This is a genomic window from Kitasatospora sp. NPDC059462 (assembly GCF_042749955.1).
Classification (GTDB): domain Bacteria; phylum Actinomycetota; class Actinomycetes; order Streptomycetales; family Streptomycetaceae; genus Kitasatospora.
Genome location: NZ_JBHYUU010000046.1, coordinates 1 through 23,946 on the forward strand (window position 1 = coordinate 1; position 23,946 = coordinate 23,946).

24 protein-coding genes and 1 tRNA gene are annotated in these 23,946 nt (G+C 72.6%); 8 read left to right on the forward strand and 17 right to left on the reverse strand.

The features are described 5' to 3' along the window. Positions 1–34: 34 nt before the first annotated feature. Positions 35–2,419 (reverse strand): hypothetical protein, encoded by a 2,385-nt coding sequence (locus tag ACFXAM_RS14720; protein ID WP_380291054.1) that lies wholly within the window; start codon positions 2,417–2,419, stop codon positions 35–37. Positions 2,420–2,830: 411 nt separating this feature from the next. Here ACFXAM_RS14720 and ACFXAM_RS14725 point away from each other — a divergent pair, with 411 nt between their 5' ends. Next, positions 2,831–3,667, forward strand: a complete 837-nt coding sequence (locus tag ACFXAM_RS14725) for a tyrosine-protein phosphatase (protein ID WP_380291056.1) — start codon at positions 2,831–2,833, stop codon at positions 3,665–3,667. Between the two features lie 91 nt (positions 3,668–3,758). Here ACFXAM_RS14725 and ACFXAM_RS14730 read toward each other — a convergent pair whose 3' ends face one another. The 8 genes from ACFXAM_RS14730 to ACFXAM_RS14765 all read right to left on the reverse strand — a co-directional run bounded on the left by ACFXAM_RS14730 (position 3,759) and on the right by ACFXAM_RS14765 (position 8,748). Continuing rightward, positions 3,759–4,613, reverse strand: a complete 855-nt coding sequence (locus ACFXAM_RS14730; protein WP_380291058.1) for an RNA polymerase sigma factor SigF — start codon at positions 4,611–4,613, stop codon at positions 3,759–3,761. A gap of 176 nt (positions 4,614–4,789) precedes the next feature. Further along, the gene (locus ACFXAM_RS14735) at positions 4,790–5,659 is read right to left on the reverse strand and encodes an RNA polymerase sigma factor SigF (protein WP_380291060.1); all 870 of its coding nucleotides are present in this window, start codon (positions 5,657–5,659) and stop codon (positions 4,790–4,792) included. Positions 5,660–5,982: 323 nt separating this feature from the next. Beyond that, a complete protein-coding gene (locus ACFXAM_RS14740; RefSeq protein WP_053645680.1) occupies positions 5,983–6,276 on the reverse strand; it encodes a Dabb family protein in 294 nt (97 codons plus the stop codon). A 61-nt stretch (positions 6,277–6,337) separates the two neighbouring features. Then, complete coding sequence (locus ACFXAM_RS14745; RefSeq protein WP_320437731.1) at positions 6,338–6,478, reverse strand: hypothetical protein; 141 nt, start codon at positions 6,476–6,478, stop codon at positions 6,338–6,340. Between the two features lie 484 nt (positions 6,479–6,962). Continuing rightward, a tRNA-Ser gene (locus tag ACFXAM_RS14750) sits at positions 6,963–7,052 on the reverse strand. 101 nt (positions 7,053–7,153) lie between these two features. Beyond that, a complete protein-coding gene (gene tadA / locus ACFXAM_RS14755) occupies positions 7,154–7,663 on the reverse strand; it encodes a tRNA adenosine(34) deaminase TadA (RefSeq protein WP_380291062.1) in 510 nt (169 codons plus the stop codon). Between the two features lie 57 nt (positions 7,664–7,720). Then, positions 7,721–8,221, reverse strand: coding sequence for a hypothetical protein (locus ACFXAM_RS14760; protein ID WP_380291064.1), 501 nt, complete (start codon positions 8,219–8,221; stop codon positions 7,721–7,723). A gap of 290 nt (positions 8,222–8,511) precedes the next feature. After that, entirely contained in the window at positions 8,512–8,748 is a 237-nt protein-coding gene (locus tag ACFXAM_RS14765) for a hypothetical protein (protein WP_380291066.1), read from the reverse strand. Between the two features lie 175 nt (positions 8,749–8,923). Here ACFXAM_RS14765 and upp point away from each other — a divergent pair, with 175 nt between their 5' ends. After that, positions 8,924–9,559, forward strand: coding sequence for a uracil phosphoribosyltransferase (upp, locus tag ACFXAM_RS14770; RefSeq protein ID WP_355360658.1), 636 nt, complete (start codon positions 8,924–8,926; stop codon positions 9,557–9,559). Positions 9,560–9,677: 118 nt separating this feature from the next. On the opposite strand, the gene ACFXAM_RS14775 is transcribed toward upp, so the two are convergent. Beyond that, positions 9,678–10,349, reverse strand: a complete 672-nt coding sequence (locus ACFXAM_RS14775; RefSeq protein ID WP_380291068.1) for a LytR C-terminal domain-containing protein — start codon at positions 10,347–10,349, stop codon at positions 9,678–9,680. 276 nt (positions 10,350–10,625) lie between these two features. After that, positions 10,626–10,922 (reverse strand): type II toxin-antitoxin system VapB family antitoxin, encoded by a 297-nt coding sequence (locus ACFXAM_RS14780; RefSeq protein ID WP_030061387.1) that lies wholly within the window; start codon positions 10,920–10,922, stop codon positions 10,626–10,628. Between the two features lie 140 nt (positions 10,923–11,062). Between ACFXAM_RS14780 and ACFXAM_RS14785 the strand changes: the two genes are divergently transcribed. Further along, positions 11,063–12,667, forward strand: a complete 1,605-nt coding sequence (locus ACFXAM_RS14785) for a helicase HerA-like domain-containing protein (RefSeq protein WP_380291070.1) — start codon at positions 11,063–11,065, stop codon at positions 12,665–12,667. Positions 12,668–12,688: 21 nt separating this feature from the next. Here the strand turns inward: ACFXAM_RS14785 and ACFXAM_RS14790 are convergent, their stop codons facing one another. Together ACFXAM_RS14790 and ACFXAM_RS14795 are read right to left on the reverse strand one after the other, a co-directional pair. Further along, positions 12,689–13,687: a hypothetical protein gene (locus ACFXAM_RS14790; protein ID WP_380291072.1), complete on the reverse strand. Its 999-nt coding sequence runs from the start codon at positions 13,685–13,687 to the stop codon at positions 12,689–12,691. A gap of 187 nt (positions 13,688–13,874) precedes the next feature. Further along, positions 13,875–14,558, reverse strand: coding sequence for a rhomboid family intramembrane serine protease (locus ACFXAM_RS14795; RefSeq protein ID WP_380291074.1), 684 nt, complete (start codon positions 14,556–14,558; stop codon positions 13,875–13,877). A 126-nt stretch (positions 14,559–14,684) separates the two neighbouring features. On the opposite strand from ACFXAM_RS14795, the gene ACFXAM_RS14800 reads away from it, so the two are divergent. Next, on the forward strand, positions 14,685–15,203 hold the full coding sequence (locus ACFXAM_RS14800; protein ID WP_380291076.1) for a YbhB/YbcL family Raf kinase inhibitor-like protein: 519 nt from the start codon (positions 14,685–14,687) through the stop codon (positions 15,201–15,203). Positions 15,204–15,318: 115 nt separating this feature from the next. Here ACFXAM_RS14800 and ACFXAM_RS14805 read toward each other — a convergent pair whose 3' ends face one another. Then, positions 15,319–16,299 (reverse strand): helix-turn-helix transcriptional regulator, encoded by a 981-nt coding sequence (locus ACFXAM_RS14805; RefSeq protein ID WP_380291078.1) that lies wholly within the window; start codon positions 16,297–16,299, stop codon positions 15,319–15,321. Positions 16,300–16,458: 159 nt separating this feature from the next. On the opposite strand from ACFXAM_RS14805, the gene ACFXAM_RS14810 reads away from it, so the two are divergent. Then, complete coding sequence (locus ACFXAM_RS14810; RefSeq protein WP_380291144.1) at positions 16,459–17,880, forward strand: MFS transporter; 1,422 nt, start codon at positions 16,459–16,461, stop codon at positions 17,878–17,880. Between the two features lie 127 nt (positions 17,881–18,007). Here the strand turns inward: ACFXAM_RS14810 and ACFXAM_RS14815 are convergent, their stop codons facing one another. The 3 genes from ACFXAM_RS14815 to cyaB all read right to left on the reverse strand — a co-directional run bounded on the left by ACFXAM_RS14815 (position 18,008) and on the right by cyaB (position 19,667). After that, positions 18,008–18,280, reverse strand: coding sequence for a DUF2087 domain-containing protein (locus ACFXAM_RS14815; protein ID WP_380291080.1), 273 nt, complete (start codon positions 18,278–18,280; stop codon positions 18,008–18,010). 65 nt (positions 18,281–18,345) lie between these two features. After that, entirely contained in the window at positions 18,346–18,966 is a 621-nt protein-coding gene (locus ACFXAM_RS14820) for an HhH-GPD-type base excision DNA repair protein (RefSeq protein ID WP_380291082.1), read from the reverse strand. Between the two features lie 146 nt (positions 18,967–19,112). Further along, positions 19,113–19,667 carry a class IV adenylate cyclase gene (cyaB, locus tag ACFXAM_RS14825; protein WP_380291084.1) on the reverse strand — a complete coding sequence of 185 codons (555 nt, stop codon included), beginning with the start codon at positions 19,665–19,667 and terminating at the stop codon, positions 19,113–19,115. Positions 19,668–19,933: 266 nt separating this feature from the next. Here cyaB and ACFXAM_RS14830 point away from each other — a divergent pair, with 266 nt between their 5' ends. The 3 genes from ACFXAM_RS14830 (at position 19,934) to ACFXAM_RS14840 (ending at position 23,906) form a co-directional block, all read left to right on the forward strand. Then, entirely contained in the window at positions 19,934–22,453 is a 2,520-nt protein-coding gene (locus tag ACFXAM_RS14830; protein ID WP_380291086.1) for a germacradienol/geosmin synthase, read from the forward strand. Between the two features lie 143 nt (positions 22,454–22,596). Next, positions 22,597–23,400 (forward strand): VOC family protein, encoded by an 804-nt coding sequence (locus ACFXAM_RS14835; protein ID WP_380291088.1) that lies wholly within the window; start codon positions 22,597–22,599, stop codon positions 23,398–23,400. Next, positions 23,397–23,906, forward strand: a complete 510-nt coding sequence (locus ACFXAM_RS14840; RefSeq protein ID WP_380291090.1) for a DinB family protein — start codon at positions 23,397–23,399, stop codon at positions 23,904–23,906. The genes ACFXAM_RS14835 and ACFXAM_RS14840 overlap by 4 nt, the downstream gene beginning before the upstream one ends. Positions 23,907–23,946 lie beyond the last annotated feature (40 nt).

The window sequence follows — 23,946 nt, forward strand, 5'->3', positions numbered from 1 at the left end:
CCGCGGTACCGCGGCCGCCACCGGGTTCACCTGTCTAGCGGTGGCCGGCGGACGGGCCGGCGGTCTTCTTGGCGGGCTCGGCCTTCCCCCCGGAGGCCTTGCCGTGCTGCTGCGGAACGCCGCCGTGACCGGCCGCCTTCCCGCCGGTGCCGCTCGTCGTACCAGCAGTGGTACCAGCAGCGACATCCTTGCCCGCCACCGGGGCCCCGCTGCCGGGGACCAGGGTCGGCGCTTCGGTGCGGTCGGTGTCGCCCGGGCCGGCCGGGACGGCGTCCGCGGTGCCCTGCGGGACGACCTTGGTGTCGGCCGGCGCCGGGGCCGGGACGGACTTGGCCGCGAGGCTCGGGCTGGTGCCGGCCGGCGCGGCCGGGGTGCCCGTCGCGGGCAGCGTCAGCTGGACGCCGCTCTGCAGCTGGCCGGGCTTGACCCAGCCGGAGAGCGAGCCCGCGTAGGCGGTGCCGAAGGCGGCGGTGCCGATGGCGAGCTGCTGGACGGTGCCGGTCGGCATGGTGGCCTGGACCTGGACGCCGGCCGGGGCGTTCACCCGGACGGTGTCGCCGACCCGGTAGGCGGTGACCTGGCCGGAGGCGAGGGCCGCGTTCCAGGCTGCCCGCCGCTGGAACTCCTGACCGATCTCCTTCTGCGGGAGGTTCACGACCGGGGCGTTGTCGGCGTGCAGCGACCGGTAGGTGGAGAGGATCTTCTCCAGCACCGGGTAGACGATCCGGTCCTCGGACAGGTTCGACTGGTGGATGAAGTGCGGCCGCGGGTCGTTGCTCAGCACGTGGCCGAGGTCGATCCGGGCCTCCAGCGGCACGATGTACGACTGGTAGCCGGTGTTGACGTCCAGCGGGGCCGGCAGGCAGGTGGAGTTGGCCGACTCGCAGGCGCCGCTGCCGCCGTTGGCCGCGCTGGTGTAGATCCAGTTGTACTCGTCGGTCTCCTCCTGCGCCGTGGCGGCGTTGTAGAAGACGTTCATCGGGTACCGCGGCACGGTCAGCGCGTTGCCGACGGCCCGCTGGGCGGGCTCGCGGGAGGCGTCGCTGGCGGTCCACTTGACGCCGTTGGCGGCCAGCGAGGGCGCCAGGTACGGGTTGTCGCTGGTCTCCTGGGGCGCGGTCAGCAGGCCGGAGTGCTCGCCGGTGACCAGTTCGGTCCGGTCCAGCTGCAGGCCCCGGGCGGCGGCCCAGTCCAGGTTGTTCTTGATCTGGGAGGTGATGGTGGCCTGGTCGACCCAGACGGTGCTGCCCGAGGTGGTCTTGGTGCACTTCCACGGCACCACCGAGACGTCCTGGAGGCAGCCCAGGTACGGGTGGGTGTAGGTGTGGTTGATCCACCGGTAGCTGGTCTGGTCGGCGATCATCCGGTCGACCACCGGGTCGGTGGTGGTCTCGTGGTCGGCCTTCCAGTCCTCGCTGCCGCCGCCGTTGAACACCATGTCCATGGTGAAGCCGTGGTCGAGCTGCCACTGCTTGGCGTACTGCGCGTCGGCGACCGTCATCCGGATCGGGTTGGCGGTCTCCGGGGTCCCGGGCGGGCAGGTGACGTCGCCGGGGGTGCACTTGAGCACCGTGTCCCAGCGGTCGTCGGCGAGGAAGACGTCGTCGACGTGGGCCGCGAAGTAGTTGCGGTCGTAGCCCAGGTGGACGCCCTGGGTGATCCAGTCGACTATGCCGCGGGCCAGCAGGCGGTACTGCTGCTGATACTGGTTGTAGACGAAGGTGACGACCAGTTCCTTGCGGCCGGCGTGCTCGTACTCGCCGACCAGCGAGCCCTTGGCGGTGCTGCCCGGGATGGGCACCTCGACCAGCGGGGTGAAGCTGGAACCGGCGGGCAGGGTGGTCAGCGGGGTGGCGAGGTAGCCGTAGCTCTCCGAGACGGCCGGGTCGTTGTCCTCGAACGGGACGCTGCCCTTGAGGTAGCCGAACGGTCCGCTCAGGCCGGCCGTGGTGATCTGCCCCTGGAAGCCGTCCAGGGTACCCATGTACCCGGGGTTGACCGCCCAGTTCAGGCCGACGTCGGGACGGGCGTAGGTGTACGCGTCGACCTGGCGGACGCCGAACGCGGCCTCGTACGCGGCGATCGCGGTCATCTCGGCGGAACCGGCCGCGAACGGGTTGTCGTTCGGCAGCACGATGCCCTGGTACTTGCCGCGCGGCTGGCCGTTCAGCGTGTCGCTGAGGAAGGCCGCGTCGATCACCGGGCGGTTGGCGTCGTTGAGGTCGACCAGCTTGTACGGCGTGCCCTGGCTCTTGAGCTCGGCGGCGATCGCGGCCGTGGCCGGCCCGCCGTCGCTGATCACCAGGACCGTGAGGTCGATCCGGGGCGTGGTGGTGGCGTGCGCGAAGGACGTCTGCAGACCTCCGGCCAGCAGAACGGCGGCCGCGCAGGCGGCGACTCTCCGGGTCGCTCGACCCATGTTGACTTTCCTCCCCTGGGCAGGGCGATCCGCTGCCGGTGTCCACCTGCCCTGTAGCTGTTCACGGGCACCAGGCTGCCCGGCGCCCATCCTGGTGGAAGTTCCTTGGCAGGAGGGACCGAATGGGCAGGAGTGCAGCGAATCTGTTACCAACGTTCATGGTCGGGCCATGAGGGCGCTGATTGTGGCCGAAACCGCAGCGGCTGCGCAAATAATGAATTAAAAATGAAAACCGGGAACCCAGCGTTACCGCTGCTCACCCATCGTGTGATCCGGGGGGCGGCAGGACCCTACACTGACGCCGAAGCCCGGGACACTCTTGCACATCCGGCCGTTTCGGTGGGCAGGTTCATGCAATATCGCTCAGGGTTGTGCAACGTCACCGTCCGAATATCCAATGGAGGCCGCCGAGTGACCGAGCAGCAGATCGAAACCGCCGCAATTCAGGCGGCCCGCAGCCTGGGCCTGCTCGGCGCCGTGAACGCCCGGGACCTGGGCGGCTACCGGACCGCCGAGGGCCTGGTGCTCCGGGCCGGCGTCGCCCTGCGCAGCGACGGCCTCAGCCGGCTGACCGACGAGGACCTCGGCCGGCTGGCCGGGCTGGGGCTGCGGCGGATCGTCGACCTGCGCAGTCCGGACGAGGTCCGCGAGGCGGGTGCGGACCGGATCGCCGACGGCATGTCGGTGCATCAGCTGCCGGTCTTCGCGGCGGACTTCGACATCTACGCCACGCTGCGCGAGGCGCTGGCCGACCGCGATCCGCGCAAGCAGCGCGCCCTGCTCGGCGGCGGCCGCGCCGACGCCATGATGACCGGCCTCTACCGGTGGTTCGTCACCGACCGGATCGCGCGCGAACGGTTCGCCGACGTGCTTCGTCTACTGGCGGATCCGGCCGGCGCGCCGCTGCTGTTCCACTGCTCGGCCGGAAAGGACCGCACCGGCTGGACGGCGGCCGTGCTGCTGACCGCGCTCGGGGTGGACCGGGAGACGGTGGTGACGGACTACCTGCTCACCAACGAGCGTTCCGCCGTCGTCGTGGAGGCGGTCCTGGAGGGCTTCCGGACCCGCGGTCTGATGCACGAGCCCGAGCTGCTGCTGCCGGTCTTCCGGGCCGAACGCCACTACCTGGACGCGGCCTTCGAGGAGGTCGAGGCCGGCTGGCCGGACTTCGGGGCGTTCTGGGCCGACGGTCTCGGGCTGGACGAGGCCGTGCTGGCGGGACTGCGGACCAACCTGCTGGCACCCTGAGGCGGCGGCGGGGCCCGCCGGGCCCCGCCGCGGTGCCCGTGCCCAGAGGTCAGGCCCCGGCGGTCAGGCCTCGGCGGTCAGGCCTCGGCGGTCAGGCCTCGGCGGTCAGGCCCTCGCGCAGCTGGGTGAGCGTCCGGGTCAGCAGCCGCGAGACGTGCATCTGCGAGATGCCGATCTCCTCGCCGATCTGGGACTGGGTCAGGTTGCCGAAGAACCGCAGCATGATGATCCGGCGCTCGCGCGGCGGCAGCTTGGCCAGCAGCGGCTTCAGCGACTCCCGGTACTCCACGCCCTCCAGCGCGAGGTCCTCGTAGCCGAGCCGCTCGGCCAGCGGGCCCTCGCCGTCCTCCTCGCTCGGGCTGGAGTCCAGCGAGCTGGCGGTGTACGCGTTGCCGACCGCCAGGCCCTCCACCACGTCCTCCTCGCTGACGCCGAGGCAGGCGGCCAGCTCGGCCACGGTGGGGGAGCGGTCGAGGCGCTGGGAGAGCTCGTCGCCCGCCTTGGTGAGCGCCAGCCGCAGCTCCTGGAGCCGCCGGGGCACCCGCACCGACCAGCTGGTGTCCCGGAAGAAGCGCTTGATCTCGCCGACCACCGTCGGCATCGCGAAGGTCGGGAACTCGACCCCGCGCTCCGGGTCGAACCGGTCGATCGCCTTGATCAGGCCGATCGTGCCGACCTGGACGATGTCCTCCATCGGCTCGTTGCGGCTGCGGAAGCGCGCCGAGGCGTAGCGCACCAGCGGCAGGTTGAGCTCGATCAGGGTGTCGCGCACATAGGTGTGCTCGGCGCTGCCCGGTTCGAGGGCGCCCAGCCGTCCGAAGAGGGAACGGGAGAGCGTGCGGGTGTCGAGCCCCGCGTCCGGCGCGGCCGCGGCGCGCTGGAGCGGGATCCCCGCGGCGCCGGCCGGTGCAGCGTGGATCTCCGCAGTGCCCACATCTGAGGACATGCACCCACCCCCTCGTGACTGACGGTCCAACGGGCGCCGTCCCCGGAACGTTCCCGCGCCCGCGTCGGACCCCCTCCAACCCTGCATACCGGCTCACGGTCCCCGGCAAACCCGAGCGTCGCAAGATGTCACGCGGCGGTGACGTGCCGCTATCGCGCCGTCACGACGCAGCGCGGTCAGTCCTCCCAGGAGTTCCCGGTCCGCAGCCGGGTGAGGATCCGCGACAGCAGCCGCGAGACGTGCATCTGGGACATCCCCAGCTCGGTGCTGATCTGCGACTGCGTCAGATTGGCGAAGAACCGCAGCATGACGATCCGGCGCTCCCGCTCGGGCAGCTGCACCAGCAGGTGGCGGACCATGTCCCGGTGCTCGACCTCGGCCAGCGCGGAGTCCTCGTAGCCGAGCCGGTCGAGCAGCGCCAGCCCGCCCTCGTGCTCCTGGGCGGCCTCCAGCGAGGCCGCGTTGTACGCCCGCCCGGCGTCCAGGCAGGCCCGGACGTCCTCCTCGGGGATGCGCAGGCTGGCGGCGATCTCCGGCACCTTGGGGGCGCGGCCGTGCGCCACGGTCAGCTCCTCCATGGCGCCGCTGACCTGCACCCAGAGCTCCTGGAGCCGGCGCGGGACGTGCATGGTGCGGACGTTGTCGCGGAAGTAGCGCTTGATCTCGCCGAGGATGGTCGGCAGCGCGTAGGTGGGGAACTGCACCCCCCGCTCGGGGTCGAACCGGTCGATGGCGTTGATCAGGCCGATGGTGCCGACCTGGACGACGTCCTCCATCGGCTCGCTGCGGCTGCGGAAGCGGGTGGCGGCGTAGCGGACGAGGGGGATGTTGATCTCGATCAGCGCGGCCCGGACGCGTTCGCGCTCGGGGGTGTCCGGGGGCAGCTCGGCGAGCCGCTCGAAGAGCACCCGGGTGAGGGTGCGGACGTCGACGGCGGGGCGGCCGCCGGGACCGCGCAGGCCGTCCGGGCGGAGCTCGCCGGCCGGGCTGATCACGGCGGCCAGCACCTCGTCGTCCGGTGCGCTCCCTGGTGTCCGCACGGACACGTCACCCCTCCCAAAGTCGACAACGGTGGGACCTGCGGACCGGGTGTCGCGTCTGGTTCAGCACCTCGCCATGTCCGGCAAAACCGGTCATAGCATCACAAGGCGGGCACGCGTCGGGCAAGTACCGCGTGGAGGTGTGTTGGTGCGCCGTCCGGCCCCGCCGGTCACAGCGGCGGCGCGGGGGCGGTGCGGGAGGCGGTGCGGGGGGCGGGTTCGTCCCGGGACGGAGCGGGGCGCCCCCCCCGGATGCCGGGCGGGGCGCCGCGGGCCGTCCGGGGGACGCGTCGGCCGGGCCGGGCGCGTCGGGGGGCGGCCCGCCGGGCTCAGACCTCGATGTCGGCGATCACCCAGGTGGCGAACTCGCGCCACTGCGCGGCCGCGGCCTGGTGGGCCGGGTGGGTGAGGTACGCCTGGAGGGCCTCGCGGTCCTCGACCAGGCTGTTGATGGCGTAGTCGTGGGCGATGTCGCGGTCGGTGGTGTTCCAGCCGCACTCCCACTCGCGCAGCTCGGGGACGACCGGGCCGAGCTCGGCGAAGGCCTTGGCGCCGGCGAGCGCGCGCTCGTCGTCCTTGCTGACGCCTTCGTTGAGCTTGAACAGGACCAGGTGGCGGATCACGGTGCCGCTCCTCGCGGACGGGGTCGGGTGGTCGGGCCCACCGTAGCCGGTGGGGTCCGGGCTACTTCACCAGGCCGGTCATGAAGGTGCCGACCGCCTTGGCGGCGTTCGAGATGCCTTCGAACCCCAACTGGACCAGCTCGGCCGCACGGGCGGGCGAGGTGATGATCGTGTAGAGCACGAAGATGAGCAGCAGGACCATTCCGATCTTCTTCGCCTGCGCCATCCGGTGGCCTTCCTCCCTGCCGTGGGCCGTCGTCGCCCGGTCCCCGAGCGGCCCGGTGCAACGGGCAGCTTATCCACCCGGACGGCCTATCAAGTGTGCGACGCGTTCACCTGCCGGGACGAAGGTCCCCGCGAGTGGGGCCTTTCTCCGGGTGCCCGGTCCGGCGGAGCGCGGCAGGATGGTTGATGTACCGAGGATCTGGCAGGAATCCCCGGTACGTGGATCCGGAGCTCCCCGCTGTGGGACCGGGCGCCGCGGCTTCCCCCCGACGCGGCCCCGGTTGTGGGACTCCGCCGGGGGAGCGGTCAGTCCCCCCGAACCGCTCCCCCTCTTCCAGGCTCCGTACTCGACAGGCGTTGGTGGTCATCGGCCGACGGGTACGGAGCCCTTTCCGCGCCCGAGGGTGCGCGGGAACGCCGAAGGGCCCGTCCGGTTCACCGGACGGGCCCTTCGGCCTTGCTGGCGGTAGCGGTGGGATTCGAACCCACGGTGGAGTTGCCCCCACACACGCTTTCGAGGCGTGCTCCTTTGGCCGCTCGGACACGCTACCGAGGGGAACTCTACCGGACGGGTGGCGCGGGAACGAAATCCTTGTCCCGCCGGGGTCCTGCCGAGGTACTGCCGGGGTCCCTCGGGGGTCCTGCCGGGGGTTCAGCGGTGGGTGTCGAAGAAGGCGCGGAGCTGTTCCCCGCACTCGTCGGCGAGGACGCCCCCGATCACCTCGGGCCGGTGGTTGAGCCGGCGGTCGCGCATCACGTCGAAGAGCGAGCCGGCCGCGCCGGCCTTCTCGTCGAGGGCGCCGTAGACCACCCGGTCGATCCGGGAGAGCACGATCGCGCCCGCGCACATGGTGCAGGGCTCCAGCGTGACGACCAGCGTGCACCCGCTCAGCCGCCACTCGCCGAGCTTCTCCGCCGCCGCGCGGACGGCGACCACCTCGGCGTGCGCGGTCGGGTCGCCGACGGCCTCGCGCTCGTTGTGGCCGCGGCCGAGGACCTCGCCGTCCGGGCCGAGGACGAGCGCCCCGACCGGGACGTCACCGGTGGCCGGCGCCAGGGCGGCCTCGGCGATGGCGAGGCGCATCGGCGCCGCCCAGCGGTCGCGGACCGGGTCGGGGCGGACGGGGGCGGGCAGCGGCGGGATCGGGCGGACGGACTGCATGGCATCCAGTGTCGGGCATGACGGGGGTCCGGCCGTCCGGAGGACGGACACGGGGCGTTACCGGACGGCCTCCAGGACCTCGCCGCAGCCGAGCGCCTCGGCGATCTCCTCCAGGGCGTCGCCGGGCACCGCGCCCTCGCCGCTGAGGGCGATCAGCTCGTCGGCGGCGAGGCCGAACTCGGTCAGCAGGTGGACGTCGCCGAGCGGGCCGACCGGGACGCCGCCCTGGCCCTCGCCGTCCTCGTCGTCCTCCTGCTCCTCGGCCTCCGCGCCGTCCTCCAGCTCGGCGACCAGGTTGTCGAGGTCGCCGAACTCGCTCTCGCCGGCCTGGTCGACCAGCTCGTCGGTGAGGACGGAGCCGTAGGAGCTGCGGGCGGCGGCGGCGCCGTCCGACACGAAGATCCGCGGGTCCTCCTCGCCGTCCACCCGGACGATGGCGAACCAGGCGTCCTCCTGTTCGATGAAGACCAGGACGCTGTCGTCGTCCTGGGCCGCCTCGCGGGCCAGGTCGGCCAGGTCGGCGAGGGTTTCGACGTCGTCGAGCTCCGTCTCGCTCACATCCCACCCGTCCTCGGTGCGAGCAAGCACTGCAGCGAAGTACGCCACCAGGGACACTCCCAAGTCTCGGTCTAGGCTGTCGGCGCTCGCGGGCGGCGCGGAACTGGCCGCCCCCGCGCCAGAGGCGGTCCGCTGTTCGGACCGTCCCATCGGAATCGTGACAGAAAGCACGGCTCTGCGGGGGGTGTTCTGCAGCGCGTCTTTGCAGGTCGTGTCGGAAGGGTTGGCCGCCGGACGGTGTAACGGGGGCCGCGCGGCAGAGGGTCTGTGGAGAAGCCGTGGAGGGGCCGTCAGATGCGGAAGGTTCGCATCCGCATCGCTTCGCGCATCCGGCGTTCCTTGGTCCGGCGGGGCTGCACCCGCTCGCGGAGTTCGCGGGCCTCGGTGAGCTCGCGCAGGAAGACGGCGCGGCGCCTGCGGCGCTCCGCCTCGGTCTCCGGCCGGTCCGGGGGCGGACCGGAGCGCCCGCCCGACGGGGCCGGGGCCCCGTCCGCCGAGCCGTCCCCGGGGTTCGGGTTGCTCGTCATAGGACCTGACTTTCCCAGATCGGCCGGGTTGATACCACAGGAGGAGGACCCGTCCGGACATTCTCGCCACGTCACGGCGCGTCACGACGGGAACCGGCACCCGCCCGGGTCGGACCGCGGCCCGGCCTGGCACGGCGTGTCGTACGGGCGTCCGGACCCGGGCTAACCTCGATGCATGCGGATCCACGTCGTCGACCACCCCCTGGTCGCCCACAAGCTCTCCACCCTGCGCGACGAGCGCACCGACTCGCCGACCTTCCGTCGCCTGACCGACGAGCTGGTGACCCTCCTCGCGTACGAGGCCACCCGGGACGTCCGCACCGACGAGGTGGAGATCACCACCCCGGTGGCCGTGACCACCGGCACCCGGCTGTCCTACCCGCGCCCGCTGGTGGTGCCGATCCTGCGGGCCGGCCTCGGCATGCTGGACGGCATGACCCGGCTGCTGCCGACCGCCGAGGTCGGCTTCCTGGGCATGGTGCGCAACGAGGAGACCCTGGAGGCCTCCACCTACGCCACCCGGATGCCCGACGACCTCTCCGGCCGCCAGGTCTACGTGCTCGACCCGATGCTGGCCACCGGCGGCACGCTGGTCGCGGCGATCCGGATGCTGATCGAGCGCGGCGCCACCGACGTCACCGCCGTGGTGCTGCTGGCCTCGCCCGAGGGCGTCGCGGTGATGGAGCGCGAGCTGGCCGGCCTGCCGGTGACCGTGGTCACCGCGGCCGTCGACGAGCGGCTGAACGAGAACGGCTACATCGTCCCGGGCCTCGGCGACGCGGGCGACCGGCTGTACGGCACGGCGGGCTGAGCGGTCCTTCCGGACCCGGTTCGCCCGGACCCGGTTCGCCCGGGCCCGGCCCGTCCGGACGACGAGAAGCCCCCCGGCGCGCTGCCGGGGGGCTTCGTCGTGCAGGTGCGGGGGAGGGTCAGCAGCTGCCGGTGCTGCTCGGGGCCGGGACCGGCGTGGTGGCCAGGGCCAGCGCGGCGGCGGCCTGGGTCTCGTCGAGCAGCGCGTTGTAGCTGTCGCCGATGACGAAGTCCACGGTGGTGTCGGTGCGGGCGTCGGCGGTGCTGGTCGCGCCCGCGATCACCGAGCCGACCAGGGTGGACGCCCCGGCGCCGGCCGGGCCGGCGATCACCTGGGCGGTGCCGGGCACCTTCTTGTCCAGCTCGGCCGGGGCGTTGCCGACCTTGCCGATGGTGAAGCCGCGCTTCTTCAGCTCCTCGGCGGTGCGGGCGGCGAGGCCGGCCTTGGCGGTGGCGTTGTAGACGTTCACGGTGACCGCCGCCGGCTGCGGCACGGCCTTCGGGTCGATCGGCGCGGTGGCGGAGCCCGGGGCGGTCGGCGTCGCCTCCGGGGCCGGGGCGGCCAGCGGCTTGCCCGACGGGGTGGCACAGGCCTCGGCGGCGGCGTTCTTGCCCTTGCCGCTGAAGATGTCCCAGAGCTGGACGCCGCCGAGCCCGATCAGGGCCAGCGCGAGCACCGCGGCGATCAGCGCGATCACCTTGCGGCTCTTCTTCGGCGGGCGGCCCAGGCGTGGATAGGAGTTGCCGGTGATCCGGTACTGCTTCCCCTTCAGGCCTTGGGGAGTCAACATGCTCACGGTTTGTCTCCCCCTCGTGCCGGGGCGGGGATCGGGTGACGGTGGGCCGGGCGCGGTGCCGCGCGAAGCGGTGTCACGCGAACGCGGTCGCGGCCGTAGTCAGCAGATTAGTGCCGTACAGCGGTGAAGGTACTAAACGATCATCATCGGGAGTACGCCGGTACCCGAATGGCGGCACCGCGACCGCACCCGGGTACGAACGGACCGCCCCCCGGAAGCAGCCGGGGAGCGGTCCGAACGCGTGCGGGGCCGGCCGGGCGGCCCCCGGGTTCATTCCATTTCGAGGACACGGGCGTGCAGCACCTGGCGCTGCTGGAGCGCGGCGCGGACCGCCCGGTGCAGTCCGTCCTCCAGGTACAGGTCACCGTGCCACTTCACGACGTGCGCGAAGAGGTCCCCGTAGAAGGTGGAGTCCTCCGCCAGGAGGGTTTCCAGATCCAGTTGTCCCTTGGTGGTCACCAGCTGGTCGAGTCGCACCGGGCGCGGGGCGACGTCCGCCCACTGGCGGGTGCTGGTACGGCCGTGATCCGGGTACGGCCGCCCATTGCCGATGCGCTTGAAGATCACACGGAAAGCCTACCGTTTGGGCGGCGGGTGGCGCAGCAGCCGCGGCGCCGCCACGCGCACGGGTACGGGCTGCGGGCGGGGGATTGCGGCTGTTTCATGGGAAATGTCGTGTAGGTCCCGCGCGGTTGGAGGGTCGTCCGATGTCCGCTGCTGTTCCGTCCGCCGTCCGGGAGATCGCCGACGGGTACGCCTTCACCGGCCCCGCGCTCGATCTCGGCGCGGTGCTGCTGGACGGCACCGCGTACGCCGGCGCCCCGGTGCGGGTGCCGCTCGGGGTGCTCAACCGGCACGGGCTGGTGGCCGGGGCCACCGGCACCGGCAAGACCAAGACCCTCCAGCTGATCGCCGAACAGCTCTCCGCCCAGGGCGTGCCGGTGTTCCTCGCCGACATCAAGGGTGACGTCTCCGGGGTGGCCGCCCCCGGCGAGCCGGGCGGGCGGACCGCGGCCCGGGCCGCCGAGGTCGGCCAGGACTGGCAGGCCCGCGGCTGCCCCGCCGAGTTCTACGCGCTCGGCGGCCTGGGCACCGGCATCCCGCTGCGGGCGACGGTGACCAGCTTCGGGCCGCTGCTGCTCTCCAAGGTGCTGGACCTGAACGAGACCCAGGAGTCCTCGCTCGGCCTGGTCTTCCACTACGCCGACCGGCAGGGCCTGGAGCTGTACGACCTCAAGGACCTCACGGCGGTCATCACCTTCCTCACCTCCCCCGAGGGGAAGGCGGAGCTGAAGGGCATCGGCGGGCTCTCCGCCGCCACCGCCGGGGTGATCCTGCGCTCGCTCACCCTGCTGGAGAACGAGGGCGCCGGGGCGTTCTTCGGCGAGCCGGAGTTCGACACCGCGGAGCTGCTGCGACGGGTGGAAGACGGTCGGGGCGTGGTCTCGGTGCTGGAGCTGCCCGCCGTGCAGGACCGGCCGCGGCTCTTCTCGACCTTCCTGATGTGGCTGCTCGCCGACCTCTACCAGGAGCTGCCCGAGGTCGGGGACCTCGACCGGCCGAAGCTGGTCTTCTTCTTCGACGAGGCCCACCTGCTGTTCAAGGGCGCCTCCAAGGCCTTCCTGGAGGCGATCACCCAGACCGTGCGGCTGATCCGCTCCAAGGGGGTGGGGATCTTCTTCGTCACCCAGACGCCGAAGGACGTGCCGGGGGACGTGCTGGCGCAGCTGGGCAACCGGGTGCAGCACGCGCTGCGGGCGTTCACCCCGGACGACGCCAAGGCGCTCAAGGCGACCGTCTCGACCTTCCCGAAGTCGCCCGCGTACGACCTGGGGGAGGTGCTGACCTCGCTGGGGACGGGCGAGGCGGTGGTCACGGTGCTGTCCGAGAAGGGCGCGCCGACGCCGGTCGCGGCGACCAGGCTGCGGGCGCCGCAGTCGCTGATGGGGCCGCTCGACCCGGCGGAGCTGCGGGCGGCGGTGGACGGGTCGGCGCTGACGGGGAAGTACCGGGACGCGGTCGACCGGGAGTCGGCGTACGAGAAGCTGGCGGCGCGGGCGGCCCGGCCGGAGGCGGAGCCGGTGCCGGTGCCCGCGGAGGAGCGGGAGCCGCAGGAGCGGCGCGAGCCGGTGGAACAGCGGGAGCCGGCCGAACGGCGGGAGCCCGGGGCCCGGCGGGAGAAGACGGACGCCGGGCTGCTCGGGTCGCTGCTGGCCAACCCGGCGCTTAAGTCCTTCGCCCGCTCCGCCGGGACGCAGCTCGGCAGGGAGATCTCCCGGAGCCTGTTCGGGACGTCCCGGCGGCGCAGATGAGGGGTGGTCGCCGGCCCTGACTCAGATGCTGTCGCCGAGCCAGACCCGGCCGGCCGAGATCGGGCGCTCGGCGACGGTGCGCGGCACCGTGGTGTTCAGGCTCCAGCGGTAGCCGGCGAACAGCTTGGTGTCGGCGTCCGCGTAGAACACCATGTGGCCGTAGCCGACGCCGTCGTGCTCCTTCCAGGTGGAGGAGCCGGTGGTGCCCGGGACCTCCTCGATCCGGGTGTCCGGGAACGCCCGGTAGAGGTCGGTGGCGGTGCCGCCGAGCGCCGGGTTGCCGTGCGGGTCGCTGGTGCAGTCGACGACCTCGAAGACGTACGGGACGACCGGGCGGCCGATCTTGGCGTCCACCGCCGGTTCGGACCAGGTGCCCTTGCGTTCGCGGATCATGACGATGTGTCCGGTGTACGGCTTGGTGTTGTCCTCGCCCGGGTAGTAGTCGAGGGCCACCAGGTCGCCGGGGCGCAGGTTCACCGGCTTGGTGACGCGGGTGAAGTGCGGGAGCGAGGCCGTGTCGAGGAAGGCCTGCTGGTACTTCTCCGCGGTCGGGTAGGGGTTGGGATTGGCCGGGTCCTTGATGAAGTACTGCTGGAAGTACTCCCGGGTCGCCCAGCCGTAGCTGTAGTCGCCCCAGGGCATCGGGGTGCCGGCCGGCACGGTGGGCGCGGTCCCGTAGGCGCGCTGGAGCGCCAGGGTCAGGAACGAGGAGCACTGGGAGAGGTTGGAGAACTCCTCCGGGTGGCCGGCGGTGCCCCAGCGGACACTGGTCGGGACGTCGTCGAACACGCCGGCCCGCTTGTAGCGGTTGGCGAGGTGGTCCCAGGGGCGCAGCCGCAGGTGGTCGACCAGGGCCTCGGCCTCGATCTGGTGCGGCAGCTTGAGGGCGTACGGGACGGGTGCCGGGACGGTGGCGGCGGACGCCTCGCCGGCGCCGGCGACGGTCGCCAGGGCGGCGGCACCGGCGGTGCCGGCGGCTCCGGCGAGCAGGCCGCGGCGGGTGATCCGTGGTGTGGACATTGGAGTGCTCCCCCTCGTCGGATGATCACGACTGAGGGGGAGCTTAGGGTCCGCATGTTGGCATGGTCAGGATCATTTCGCGCAGCTGATCGATCGAATCCGGCCAATCGGCGATCGGGTCCGATCAGGTCCGGCCGGGCGGCGGCGGGGGCGGGGCGGTCTCCGCCGGCCGGGGCCGGCGTGGTGGTCAGATGCCCAGGTCGTCGAGTTCCTTGAGCAGCGCGGTGCCCGGGCTCGCCGGGTCCGCCGCGCTCTTCGGGGCGTTCCGCGCGGTCCGACCGCCCCCGTCACGCCGGTCGCCGCGGTCGCGCAGCAGCCAGGCGCCGGCCAGGCCGCCGATCAGCCCGCCCAGGTGGCCCAGCCAGCTGACGCCCTGCGCGCTCGGCAGCACGCCCAGCAGCAGGTAGGAGTACAGCGCGGCGACGATCACGCCGATCACCGTGTCCACCAGGTTGCGGTCGAAGATCCCGCGCAGCACCACGTAGCCGAAGTAGCCGTAGACCACCCCGCTGGCCCCCGCGGTGACGACGTCGGGCCGTTCGAAGAACCAGACCGTCAGCCCGCTGGACACCACGATCAGGGCCGTCGCCAGCAGGAACCGTTTCATCCCCCGGTACGCGGCCAGGAAGCCGAAGGCGAACAGCGGCCAGGAGTTGGCCTCGATGTGGTCCCAACCGAAGTGCAGCAGCGGCATGGTGAGCATGTCCGGCAGCTCGTCCAGCTGCCCGGAGTTCATCCCGTACTCGTAGGAGAGCCGGTAGTCGTCGAGCCAGTTCGCCACCTGGACACCCCAGATGACGGCCAGTGCGCCGAGCATCGTGATCAGCGCGGCACGGGAGTCTCGGAGAACACGGGCGAATCGCGGGGACATAACCCGACTGTAGGGCCGGGCAAGCCGGTTGGTCACCCCACTAAGGTGAATCCTGTGCATCCTGTCCGACGGCCCGCACCCGGGCCCGGGCAGCCCCGTTCCCCCCGTGCCGAGAGGTGACCCTCGATGAGTGTGCGTCCGCCGCTGCCGTACGAGTTCCTGCCGCAGGTGCCGTCCTTCCCGCTGACCAGCGAGGACATCACCGACGGCGGGACGCTGGCCGAGGAGTTCCGCTACGGCGGGGACAACGTCTCGCCGCAGCTGGCCTGGTCGGGGCTGCCCGAGGGCACCCGCTCGATCGTCGTCACCTGCTACGACCCGGACGCCCCGACCGGCTCCGGGTGGTGGCACTGGCTCGCCCTCAACCTGCCCGCCGACACCACCGGCCTGCCGCGCGGCGCCGGCGCCTCCGACGCCGACCTGCCGGGCGAGCGCTCCTTCCACGGCCGCAACGACTTCCCGAGCAACAAGTACGACGGCGCCGCCCCGCCGCCCGGCCCGGCCCACCGTTACGCCTTCGCCGTCCACGCCCTCGACGTGGACGCCCTGGACGTCACCGCCGACACCCCGCCGGCCCAGGTCGGCTTCAACATCACCTTCCACACCCTGGCGCGTGCCGTGATCACCGCCGAGTACGGCGTCTGACGCACGTGCGGGCCGCTCCGGCCGCCGCCGGGACCGTCCGGGTCCGGCGGCCGTCGGGCCCCGGCGGGCGCGGCGGCCCGGGTGGCCCGGGTGGCCTGGGTGGCCCGGGCCGCTGTCAGCCGGCGCGCCCGGCCGGGTCCGCGGCGCGGGTGGCGCGGGCGGCGAGGTCACGGAGGCGGGTGCGCATCTCCGGCGGTGAGTGGACCTCGAAGTCGCAGCCGAGCATCAGGAGCCGCACGGCCAGCCAGTCGGGGGCGTCGGTGTGCGAGCGGAAGCGGCAGGTGTGCTCGTCGAGCGGCTCGACCTCGTCGGCGTCGCCGTGGCCGCCCAGCCGGTGGCGGACCTCGTCGGCGGGCAGGTGGAGGGTGGCGTCCAGGGTCGGGGTGGGGGACTGCCGCCGGAGCTTGCCCGCCACGTACGCGGCGGCGTCCTCGGCGGGGAGCGGGCGCGGGGTGAAGCGGGCACCGGTGGCGAAGGGCTCGCCGATCCGGTCCACCCGGAACAGCCGCCAGTCGTCCCGGTCGAGGTCGAAGCCGACCAGGTACCAGCGGCGGCCGGCCGAGACCAGGCGCTCCGGTTCGACCTGGCGCCGGGTCTGGGCGCCGTCGCCGGCCCGGTAGGCGAAGCGCAGCCGCTCGCGGTTGGTGACCGCGTTGGCCAGCACGGTGAGGTCCTCCGGGTCGACGGTCGGGCCGTCCCCGGTGAGCAGCGGGAGGGTGGCCCGGTCCAGGGTGGCGACCCGGTGGCGGAGCCGGGCGGGCAGCACCTGGAGCAGTTTGCCGAGGGCGCGCACCGAGGCCTCCTCGATGCCGACCACGGCGTGCCCGGCCGCCGCCCGCAGGCCGACCGCGATGGCCACGGCCTCCTCGTCGTCGAGCAGCAGCGGCGGCATCGCGGTGCCCGCGACCAGCCGGTAGCCGCCGACCGGCCCCATGGTGGCCTCGACCGGGTAGCCGAGGTCGCGCAGCCGGTCGATGTCGCGGCGGATGGTGCGCGGGCTGACCCGGAGCCGCTCGGCGAGCTCGCTGCCGGGCCACTCGCGCGGGGTCTGGAGGAGGGAGAGCAGGCTGAGGAGTCGTGCCGGGGTGTCGGTCATGGGATCCAGGGTGCCGGAAGTCGCGGTCAGGACCTGACCTAGTCACCCTCTAACTTCGTCGACGTGCTGACGAGGAACGGCGACGAGGAGCGTGTGGTGGGCGAGGGCGTGGTGGGCAGGGTTTCGGACCGGCGGAGGTGGATCGCGCTGGCGATCGTGATGACGGCCTCCTTCATGGACCTGGTGGACGTCACGATCGTGAACATCGCGATCCCGAGCATCCAGGAGTCCACGGGTGCGTCGTTCTCCGCCGTGCAGTGGGTGACCGGCGGCTATGCGCTGGCCTTCGCGATCGGTCTGATCACCGGTGGCCGGTTGGGTGACATCTACGGCCGGAAGCGGCTGTTCCTGATCGGAATAGCGGGCTTCACGCTCGCTTCGGCGCTGTGCGGCTTCGCGAGCGGCTCCGAGATGCTGGTCGCGATGCGGATCCTGCAGGGCGGGACGGCGGCGCTGATGGTGCCGCAGGTGCTGTCGATCGTGCACGCGACCTTCCCGGCGGAGGAGCGCGGCAAGGTGTTCGGCCTGTTCGGCGCGGTGGTCGGGCTCGGCGCGGTCAGCGGTCCGCTGATCGGCGCGCTGCTGACGGAGTGGGACGTGTTCGGCCTCGGCTGGCGCCCGATCTTCCTGATCAACCTGCCGGTCGGCATCGCCGGCCTGCTGCTCGGCCGGGTCTTCATCAACGAGTCGAAGGCCGAGCGCGCCCTGAAGCTCGACCTGCCCGGCGTGGTGCTGGCCAGTGCCGCGCTGCTGATGCTGATCTACCCGCTGACCCACGGCCGGGAGGCCGGCTGGCCGCTCTGGGGCCACCTGGTGATGGTCGGCAGCCTGCCGGTGTTCGCGCTGTTCGTCGCCTACGAGCGGGTGAAGACGCGGCGGGACGGCTCGCCGCTGGTGGAGCTCTCGCTGTTCCGGGTGAAGTCCTTCGCGGCGGGCATCGGCGTCCAGCTGACCTTCGGCGTGGTCACCGGCATCTTCTTCCTGGTCTGGACCCTCTACATGCAGCTCGGCCTCGGCTGGAGCCCGCTGAAGGCCGGCGCGACCGGCATCCCGTTCTCGCTCGCCTGCTCGACGGCGGCCGGCGTCTCCGTGCAGCAGCTCGTCCCCCGGTTCGGGCGCAAGGTGCTCCAGGCGGGCGCGCTGGTGATGGCGCTCGGCGTGCTCGTCTACATCGGCGAGGCGCACCGGTACGGCACCGGCATCGCGCCCTGGCAGATGGCGCTGCCCCTGGTGGTGATGGGCGCCGGGATGGGCCTGATCGTCGCGCCGATCACGGACGCGGTGCTGGCGGAGGTGCCGCGGGAGCACGCCGGTTCGGCGTCCGGGCTGATCAACACGGTGAACCAGGTGGGCCTGGCGCTCGGCCTGGGCCTGGTTTCGGTGGCCTTCTTCGGCGCGGTGCCGGACGGGACGGTGGCCGGCGAGCCGTTCACCGTCGCGTTCCAGCACGCGATGTGGTGGGTGCTCGGGGTGCTGGTGGTGGTGTTCCTGCTGATGTTCGCGCTGCCCGGGCGGCGGAAGGCCGGCGGGGCCGCTCCCGCCGCCGCCGGGAAGGCCGAGCGGGAGCCGGTCCTGGTGTAGGCGTCCCGGCACCCGGCGGCGTCGGGCCCCGGTCGCGCGGCATGCGCGACCGGGGCCTTCGCGCACCCGGGGAGGGCCGTGACCCGCACGCCGGCGGGCTCCCCCGGCGGCGGCCGCGGTGCGCCCGTCAGGCCGCGGTGCGCCGGTAGCTGCTGCCGTCCTTGGCGCGGGTGAGGCGGTGGCCCTCGACGAGGTGACGGCGCAGGGCCGGGAAGTCGTCGTGGACCGTCCGCAGGGCGTCGTTGACCTCGCGCTCGGAGTAGGCGCGGTCCGGCTCGAAGAGCGTCCGGGCGAGGTGGTCGAGCAACTGCTCGCGTCGGGCGGTGCGGCGCGGCACGGCGATCAGTCGTCCGTCGGGGGCGAAGAGCGCGGACACGGCGGGGGCGGCGGCATCGGTCATGGGCCGAGCGTCGCTCGTACGGGGACGTCCGGGCAACGGGTTTTCCCGGAGCCCGGCGGTGCCCTTCAGACCCGGGCCTTGGCCTTCGCCTGCGCCTCCTTCGCCGCCTTCTCCTCCTTGGCGACGCGCTTCACCTCCTGCTTGGTGACGCGCACCTGCTCCAGCGACTCGGGCCCGGTGATGTCCGCGACCGAGCGGAACGACCCCTCCTCGCCGTACACCCCCGCCGCCTCCCGCCAGCCCTCCGGCCGCACGCCGTACTGCTTGCCGAGCAGCGCGAGGAAGATCTGCGACTTCTGCTTCCCGAACCCCGGAAGGGCGTTGAGCCGGCTGAGCAGCTCGCGCCCGGTCGCGACCTCCTTCCAGAGCGCGCCCGCGTCGCCGTCGTACTGCGCCACCAGGAACTGGCAGAGCTGCTGCACCCGCTTCGCCATCGCCGCCGGATACCGGTGCACCGCCGGTTTCTCGCACAACAGCGCGACGAACTTCTCGGGGTTGTACGTGGCGATCTCGTGCGCGTCGAGGTCCTCGTGCCCCAGCCGCCGGGCGATCGTGAGCGGCCCGGTGAACGCCCACTCCATCGGCACCTGCTGGTCCAGCAGCATCCCCACGAGCGCGGCGAGCGGGCTCCGCCCGAGCAGCTCGTCGGCCTCGGGCTGCTGGGCGAGCCGCACGGTGACGTTCATGGGACGACCTCCTCGGAGCGTGGACTCGGGTCGCGCCCAGTCTGCTGGACGGGCGAGGAGGGGGTCGCGTCAACACGCCATGACCTGGTGATTCCTTGAAACCAGGGGGTGGTTCGTCGTCGGAGGGTGCGAGGGCCGGGCGCCGCCTACTCCAGACCGAGCGTCATGTGCGGGTAGCCGAGGTGGATCCGGCCGCCGAGCTCGACCCCGAGCGCCGCGATGAACGCCTCCAGCCGGGCGGTGGCCTGCTCGACGCCGTCGGCGTCGCCCTTGAACTCGAACTCGACGAACTCGCCCAGGCCCGCCACGCTGTCGAAGGCGACGGCGATCCCGTCGACGTGCCACTCCTCACGCGTCTTGTCGACGACGGTCAGCTCCGCGAAGTCGAGCGAACCCAGCAGCCGCCGCACGGCCTCGGCATCGCCGACGCTGCTCTCGTACTCGTCGCAGTGCGTCTTGACCGGCGACGCGACCGGATGGAACCGCTTGAAGTTGACCGACGCCACCCCCTCCTCCACCCGCACCCGCAGCCACTCCGACACGACGTCGTTGTCGAGGAAGTCCCGGTGCGGCGCGTTGTAGTACGTGTCCACCTGCCGCGCCGGACTCCCGGGCACGGCACCGAGGTTGGTGAGGACGTCCTTCAACTCCTGCACGGGGCTGAGGAGTCGGAACTTCTGCTCGACCTCGATGTACTTCACGGCGGCTGATCCCCTTGTCGGTCGTCGAACGTCGGAAAGCGTCGGTGCCGTTCGCGGACCCTACCAACACGTCGGCAGGGGCAGGGCGAGGATGGGTGGGGTGGGGCCGACCAGTCGCACGGGTGAGCTAATCGAGAGGGGGGAGTTGGGCAGGTGTTCGAGGGAGCCGGGCGATCTCATATGACTGTTCCGGTTCTCCGGCTGAGATCGTTGAAGTCGGGTAAAGCTGAGTCGGCCTCGTCGACGCGTCCAGAAAGGCTCGCCCGGTGTCCCAGCCGTTCGAACTGCCGTCCTTCTACGTGCCGCACCCGGCGCGGCTCAATCCGCATCTCGACGAGGCGCGGGAGCATTCCGCCGGGTGGGCCCGGGAGATGGGCATGCTGGAGGGGTCGGGGGTCTGGACCAGGGCGGACCTGGACGCCCACGACTACGGGCTGCTCTGCGCGTACACCCATCCGGACGCGTCCGCGGAGGCGTTGTCGCTGGTCACCGACTGGTACGTCTGGGTGTTCTTCTTCGACGACCACTTCCTGGAGGTCTTCAAGCGGAGCAACGACCGGGAGGGCGGGAAGGCGTACCTGGACCGGTTGCCGCTGTTCATGCCGGCCGATCCGGGGGCGGAGGTGCCCGAGCCGGTCAACCCGGTCGAGGCCGGGCTCGCCGATCTGTGGCGGCGCACCGTGCCGTCGATGGGGGAGGACTGGCGGGTCCGGTTCGCGGAGAGCACCCGGAACCTGCTCAACGAGTCGCTCTGGGAGCTGGCCAACATCAACGCGGGGCGGATCGCCAACCCCGTGGAGTACATCGAGATGCGCCGCAAGGTGGGCGGGGCGCCGTGGTCGGCCGGGCTGATCGAGTACGCGGCGGGGGCGGAGGTGCCGGCGGAGGTGTCGGGGGCGCGGCCGCTGCGGGTGCTGATGGACGCCTTCTCGGACGGCGTCCACCTGCGCAACGACCTCTTCTCGTACCAGCGCGAGGTCGAGGACGAGGGTGAACTCAGCAACGGCGTCCTGGTGCTGGAGACGTTCCTGGAGTGCACGACCCAGGAGGCGGCGGACGCCGTCAACGACCTGCTGACCTCGCGCCTCCAGCAGTTCGAGAACACCGTCCTCACCGAACTGCCGCAGCTGTTCGCGGACACCGGGCTGGACCCGGAGGGCTGCGCCCGGGTGCTGGCCTACGTCAAGGGCCTCCAGGACTGGCAGGCCGGCGGCCACGAGTGGCACCTGCGCTCCAGCCGCTACATGAACGACGGCGGGGCGGCGGCGGACCCGGCGGGTCCGGCCGGTTCGGCGGGGGCCGCCACCTGGTGGGACCCGTTCGCGATCGGCGGGGTGGGGACCTCGGCGCTGGACGTGCTGAAGCCGGGCGGGGCGCTGGACGATCTCGCCGGTGAGCTGGGCTCGTTGAGCCGGTCGGGACCGGTGACGAAGGCCTGGGCGCCGACGGTCGGGGAGTCGCCGCTGGCCGGGCTCCTGGAGGCGCTGAAGGGTGGCACGGCGGGTACGGGCGCGTCGCTGGAGTCGCCCGGGACGGGCCCGGTCGGCGGTTCGCGCGGGGACGTCGACCCCGGGGTGCGGCGGGCGCGCTCGCACGCGCACGTGCCGTTCCAGGCCGTCGGCCCGTCGCGGCTGCCGGAGTTCCGGCTGCCGTTCACCGTCGACCCGAGCCCCTACCTGGAGTCCTCGCGGCTGCACACGCTCGCCTGGGCGGACCGGATCGGCCTGCTGGGGATCCGGCCGGGGGACCCCACCGCGGGTCTGTGGACCGCCGAGAGCATGGCCGACTACGACCTCGCGCTCTGCGCGGCCGGGATCCACCCGGACGCCTCCGTCGACCAACTCGACCTCACCACCGACTGGTTGGCCTGGGGAACGTACGCGGACGACTACTTCCCGGTGGCGTTCGGCCGGAGCGGCGACCTGGCCGGCGCCAAGGCGGCGCACGCCCGCTTCCTCCTGCTCATGCCGGTCGACGGCGAGCCGGCCGCGGAGCCGCTCACCGCGCTGGAGCGCGGGCTGGCGGACCTCTGGGAGCGGACCGCCGGGCCGATGGCCGCCGACGCGCGCGGGAAGCTCCGCGAGGCCGTCGAGAAGATGACGCTGAGCTGGATCTGGGAGCTCAACAACCAGGTGCAGAACCGGATCCCGGACCCGGTCGACTACCTGGAGATGCGCCGCTCCACCTTCGGTTCCGACCTCACCATGAGCCTGTCCCGGCTGGCCCACGGGAACGTGGTGCCGCCGGAGGTCTACGCCAGCGGGCCGATGCGCTCGCTGGAGAACGCGGTCGCCGACTACGCCTGCCTGATGAACGACCTGTTCTCCTACCAGAAGGAGATCGAGTTCGAGGGCGAGGTGCACAACGCCGCGCTGGTGGTGCAGAACTTCTTCACCTGCGACTACCCGGCGGCGGTGCGGATCGTCGACGACCTCATGCACGCGCGGCTCGACCAGTTCCGGCACGTGGTGGCCGAGGAGTTCCCGGTCCTGTTCGAGGACTTCGCGCTGGACGGGCCGGCCCGGGCGGTGCTCGCCGGGTACGTCAAGGAGCTGGAGAACTGGCTCGCCGGGATCCTGGCCTGGCACCGGGGCTGCCGGCGGTACCGGGAGGAGGACCTGCTGCGGCACTTCGGGCGGGAGGCGGCCGAGGCGCCGGGGACCCTCGCGCAGGAGGCGGTCGAGCCGGGCGGCGGGGCGGTCGGCGCCCTGCTTCTGCGGCCGACCGGGCTGGGGACCTCGGCGGCCACGCCGGCGGGCGCGCTCGGCCGGGCGGCGGTCGGGTAGCGGTCGGGTAGCGGGGGCGACGGATGTGCGGCGGTCCGCCGGGGGTTCCGGCCCCGACGGGCCGCCGCCTTTGCGCGCGCGGACGGGTGGGGGACTGGCTAGGGTGACGAATCGGGACAAACGTCACACGAGAGGGCTTCGTCATGGCTGCGCTACCCGAGGGAACGCCCTGCTGGGCCGACGCGATGTTCGCCGATCCGGAGGGCGCCAAGGCGTTCTACGCCGACGTGCTCGGCTGGACCTTCGGCGAGTCCTCCACCGAGTACGGCAACTACACACAGGCCTACTCCGACGGCAAGGCGGTCGCCGCGATCGTCCCGCCGATGCCGGACCAGGGCGGCGAGGTGACCTCCGCCTGGTGCCTCTACCTCGCCTCGCCCGACGCCGCCACCACCGCCGAGAGGATCCGCGGCCACGGCGGCGAGGTGCTGATGGGCCCGATGACGGTCGGCGAGTTCGGCTCGATGGTGATCGCCAAGGACCCGGCGGGCGTCGTCTTCGGCGTCTGGCAGGCCGGGACCCACGAGGGCTTCGAGAAGCAGGGCGCGCCGGGCGCGTACACCTGGGCCGAGGTGATCACCCGCGACGGGGCCGCCGCGGACGGCTTCTTCCCCGCCGTCTTCCCGTACACGGTGAAGCGGATGGAGTCCGAGCAGGTCGACTACAAGATCTACGACGTCCGGGAGCAGCCGGTGCTGGGCCGGATGCAGGCGGGCCCCGACGACCTGCCGCCCCAGGCGCCGAACTACCTCAGCGTGTACTTCGCGGTGGACGACTGCGACGCGACCGTCGCCAGGATCACCGAGCGCGGCGGGAAGCTGTACTTCGGCCCGATGGACAGCCCGTTCGGCCGGTTCGCGGCCGTCGGCGACCCGCAGGGGGCCGCGTTCGGCGTGATCGACCTCGGGAGGACGTCGGGGGACATGCCGGTGACGGTGCCGGAGTGACCTCCGGCGGCACCGCCCTCCACGGCGAGCGGGCGGACCTGCTGCGGGCGCTGGACAGGCACCGGGGCTTCCTGCGGTACACCGTCCGCGACCTCACCGACGAGCAGGCCGCCCGGCGCACCACGGTCAGCGAGCTGTGCCTCGGCGGGCTGATCAAGCACGTCAGCGGGACGGAGGCGCGCTGGATGCGGTTCGCCGTCGACGGCGCGGCGGCGATGGAGGCCGAGCCGGTCGACTGGGCCGGGCAGTTCCGGATGACCGGGGACGAGACCCTGGCCGGGCTGCTCGCCGCCTACGAGCGGGTGGCCGCCGAGACGGACGCGTTGGTGGCGGGCCTGCCGGACCTCGACCTGGCGCACGCGCTGCCGGTGGCGCCGTGGTTCGAGCCGGGGGCCGCCTGGTCGGTGCGGCGGGTGCTGCTGCACGTCATCGCGGAGACGGCGCAGCACGCGGGCCACGCCGACATCATCCGGGAGGCGCTGGACGGCGCGAAGACGATGGGCTGAGCGGGCGGGGGAGTCCCAGGGGGCTCGGCGGCTCGGCGGC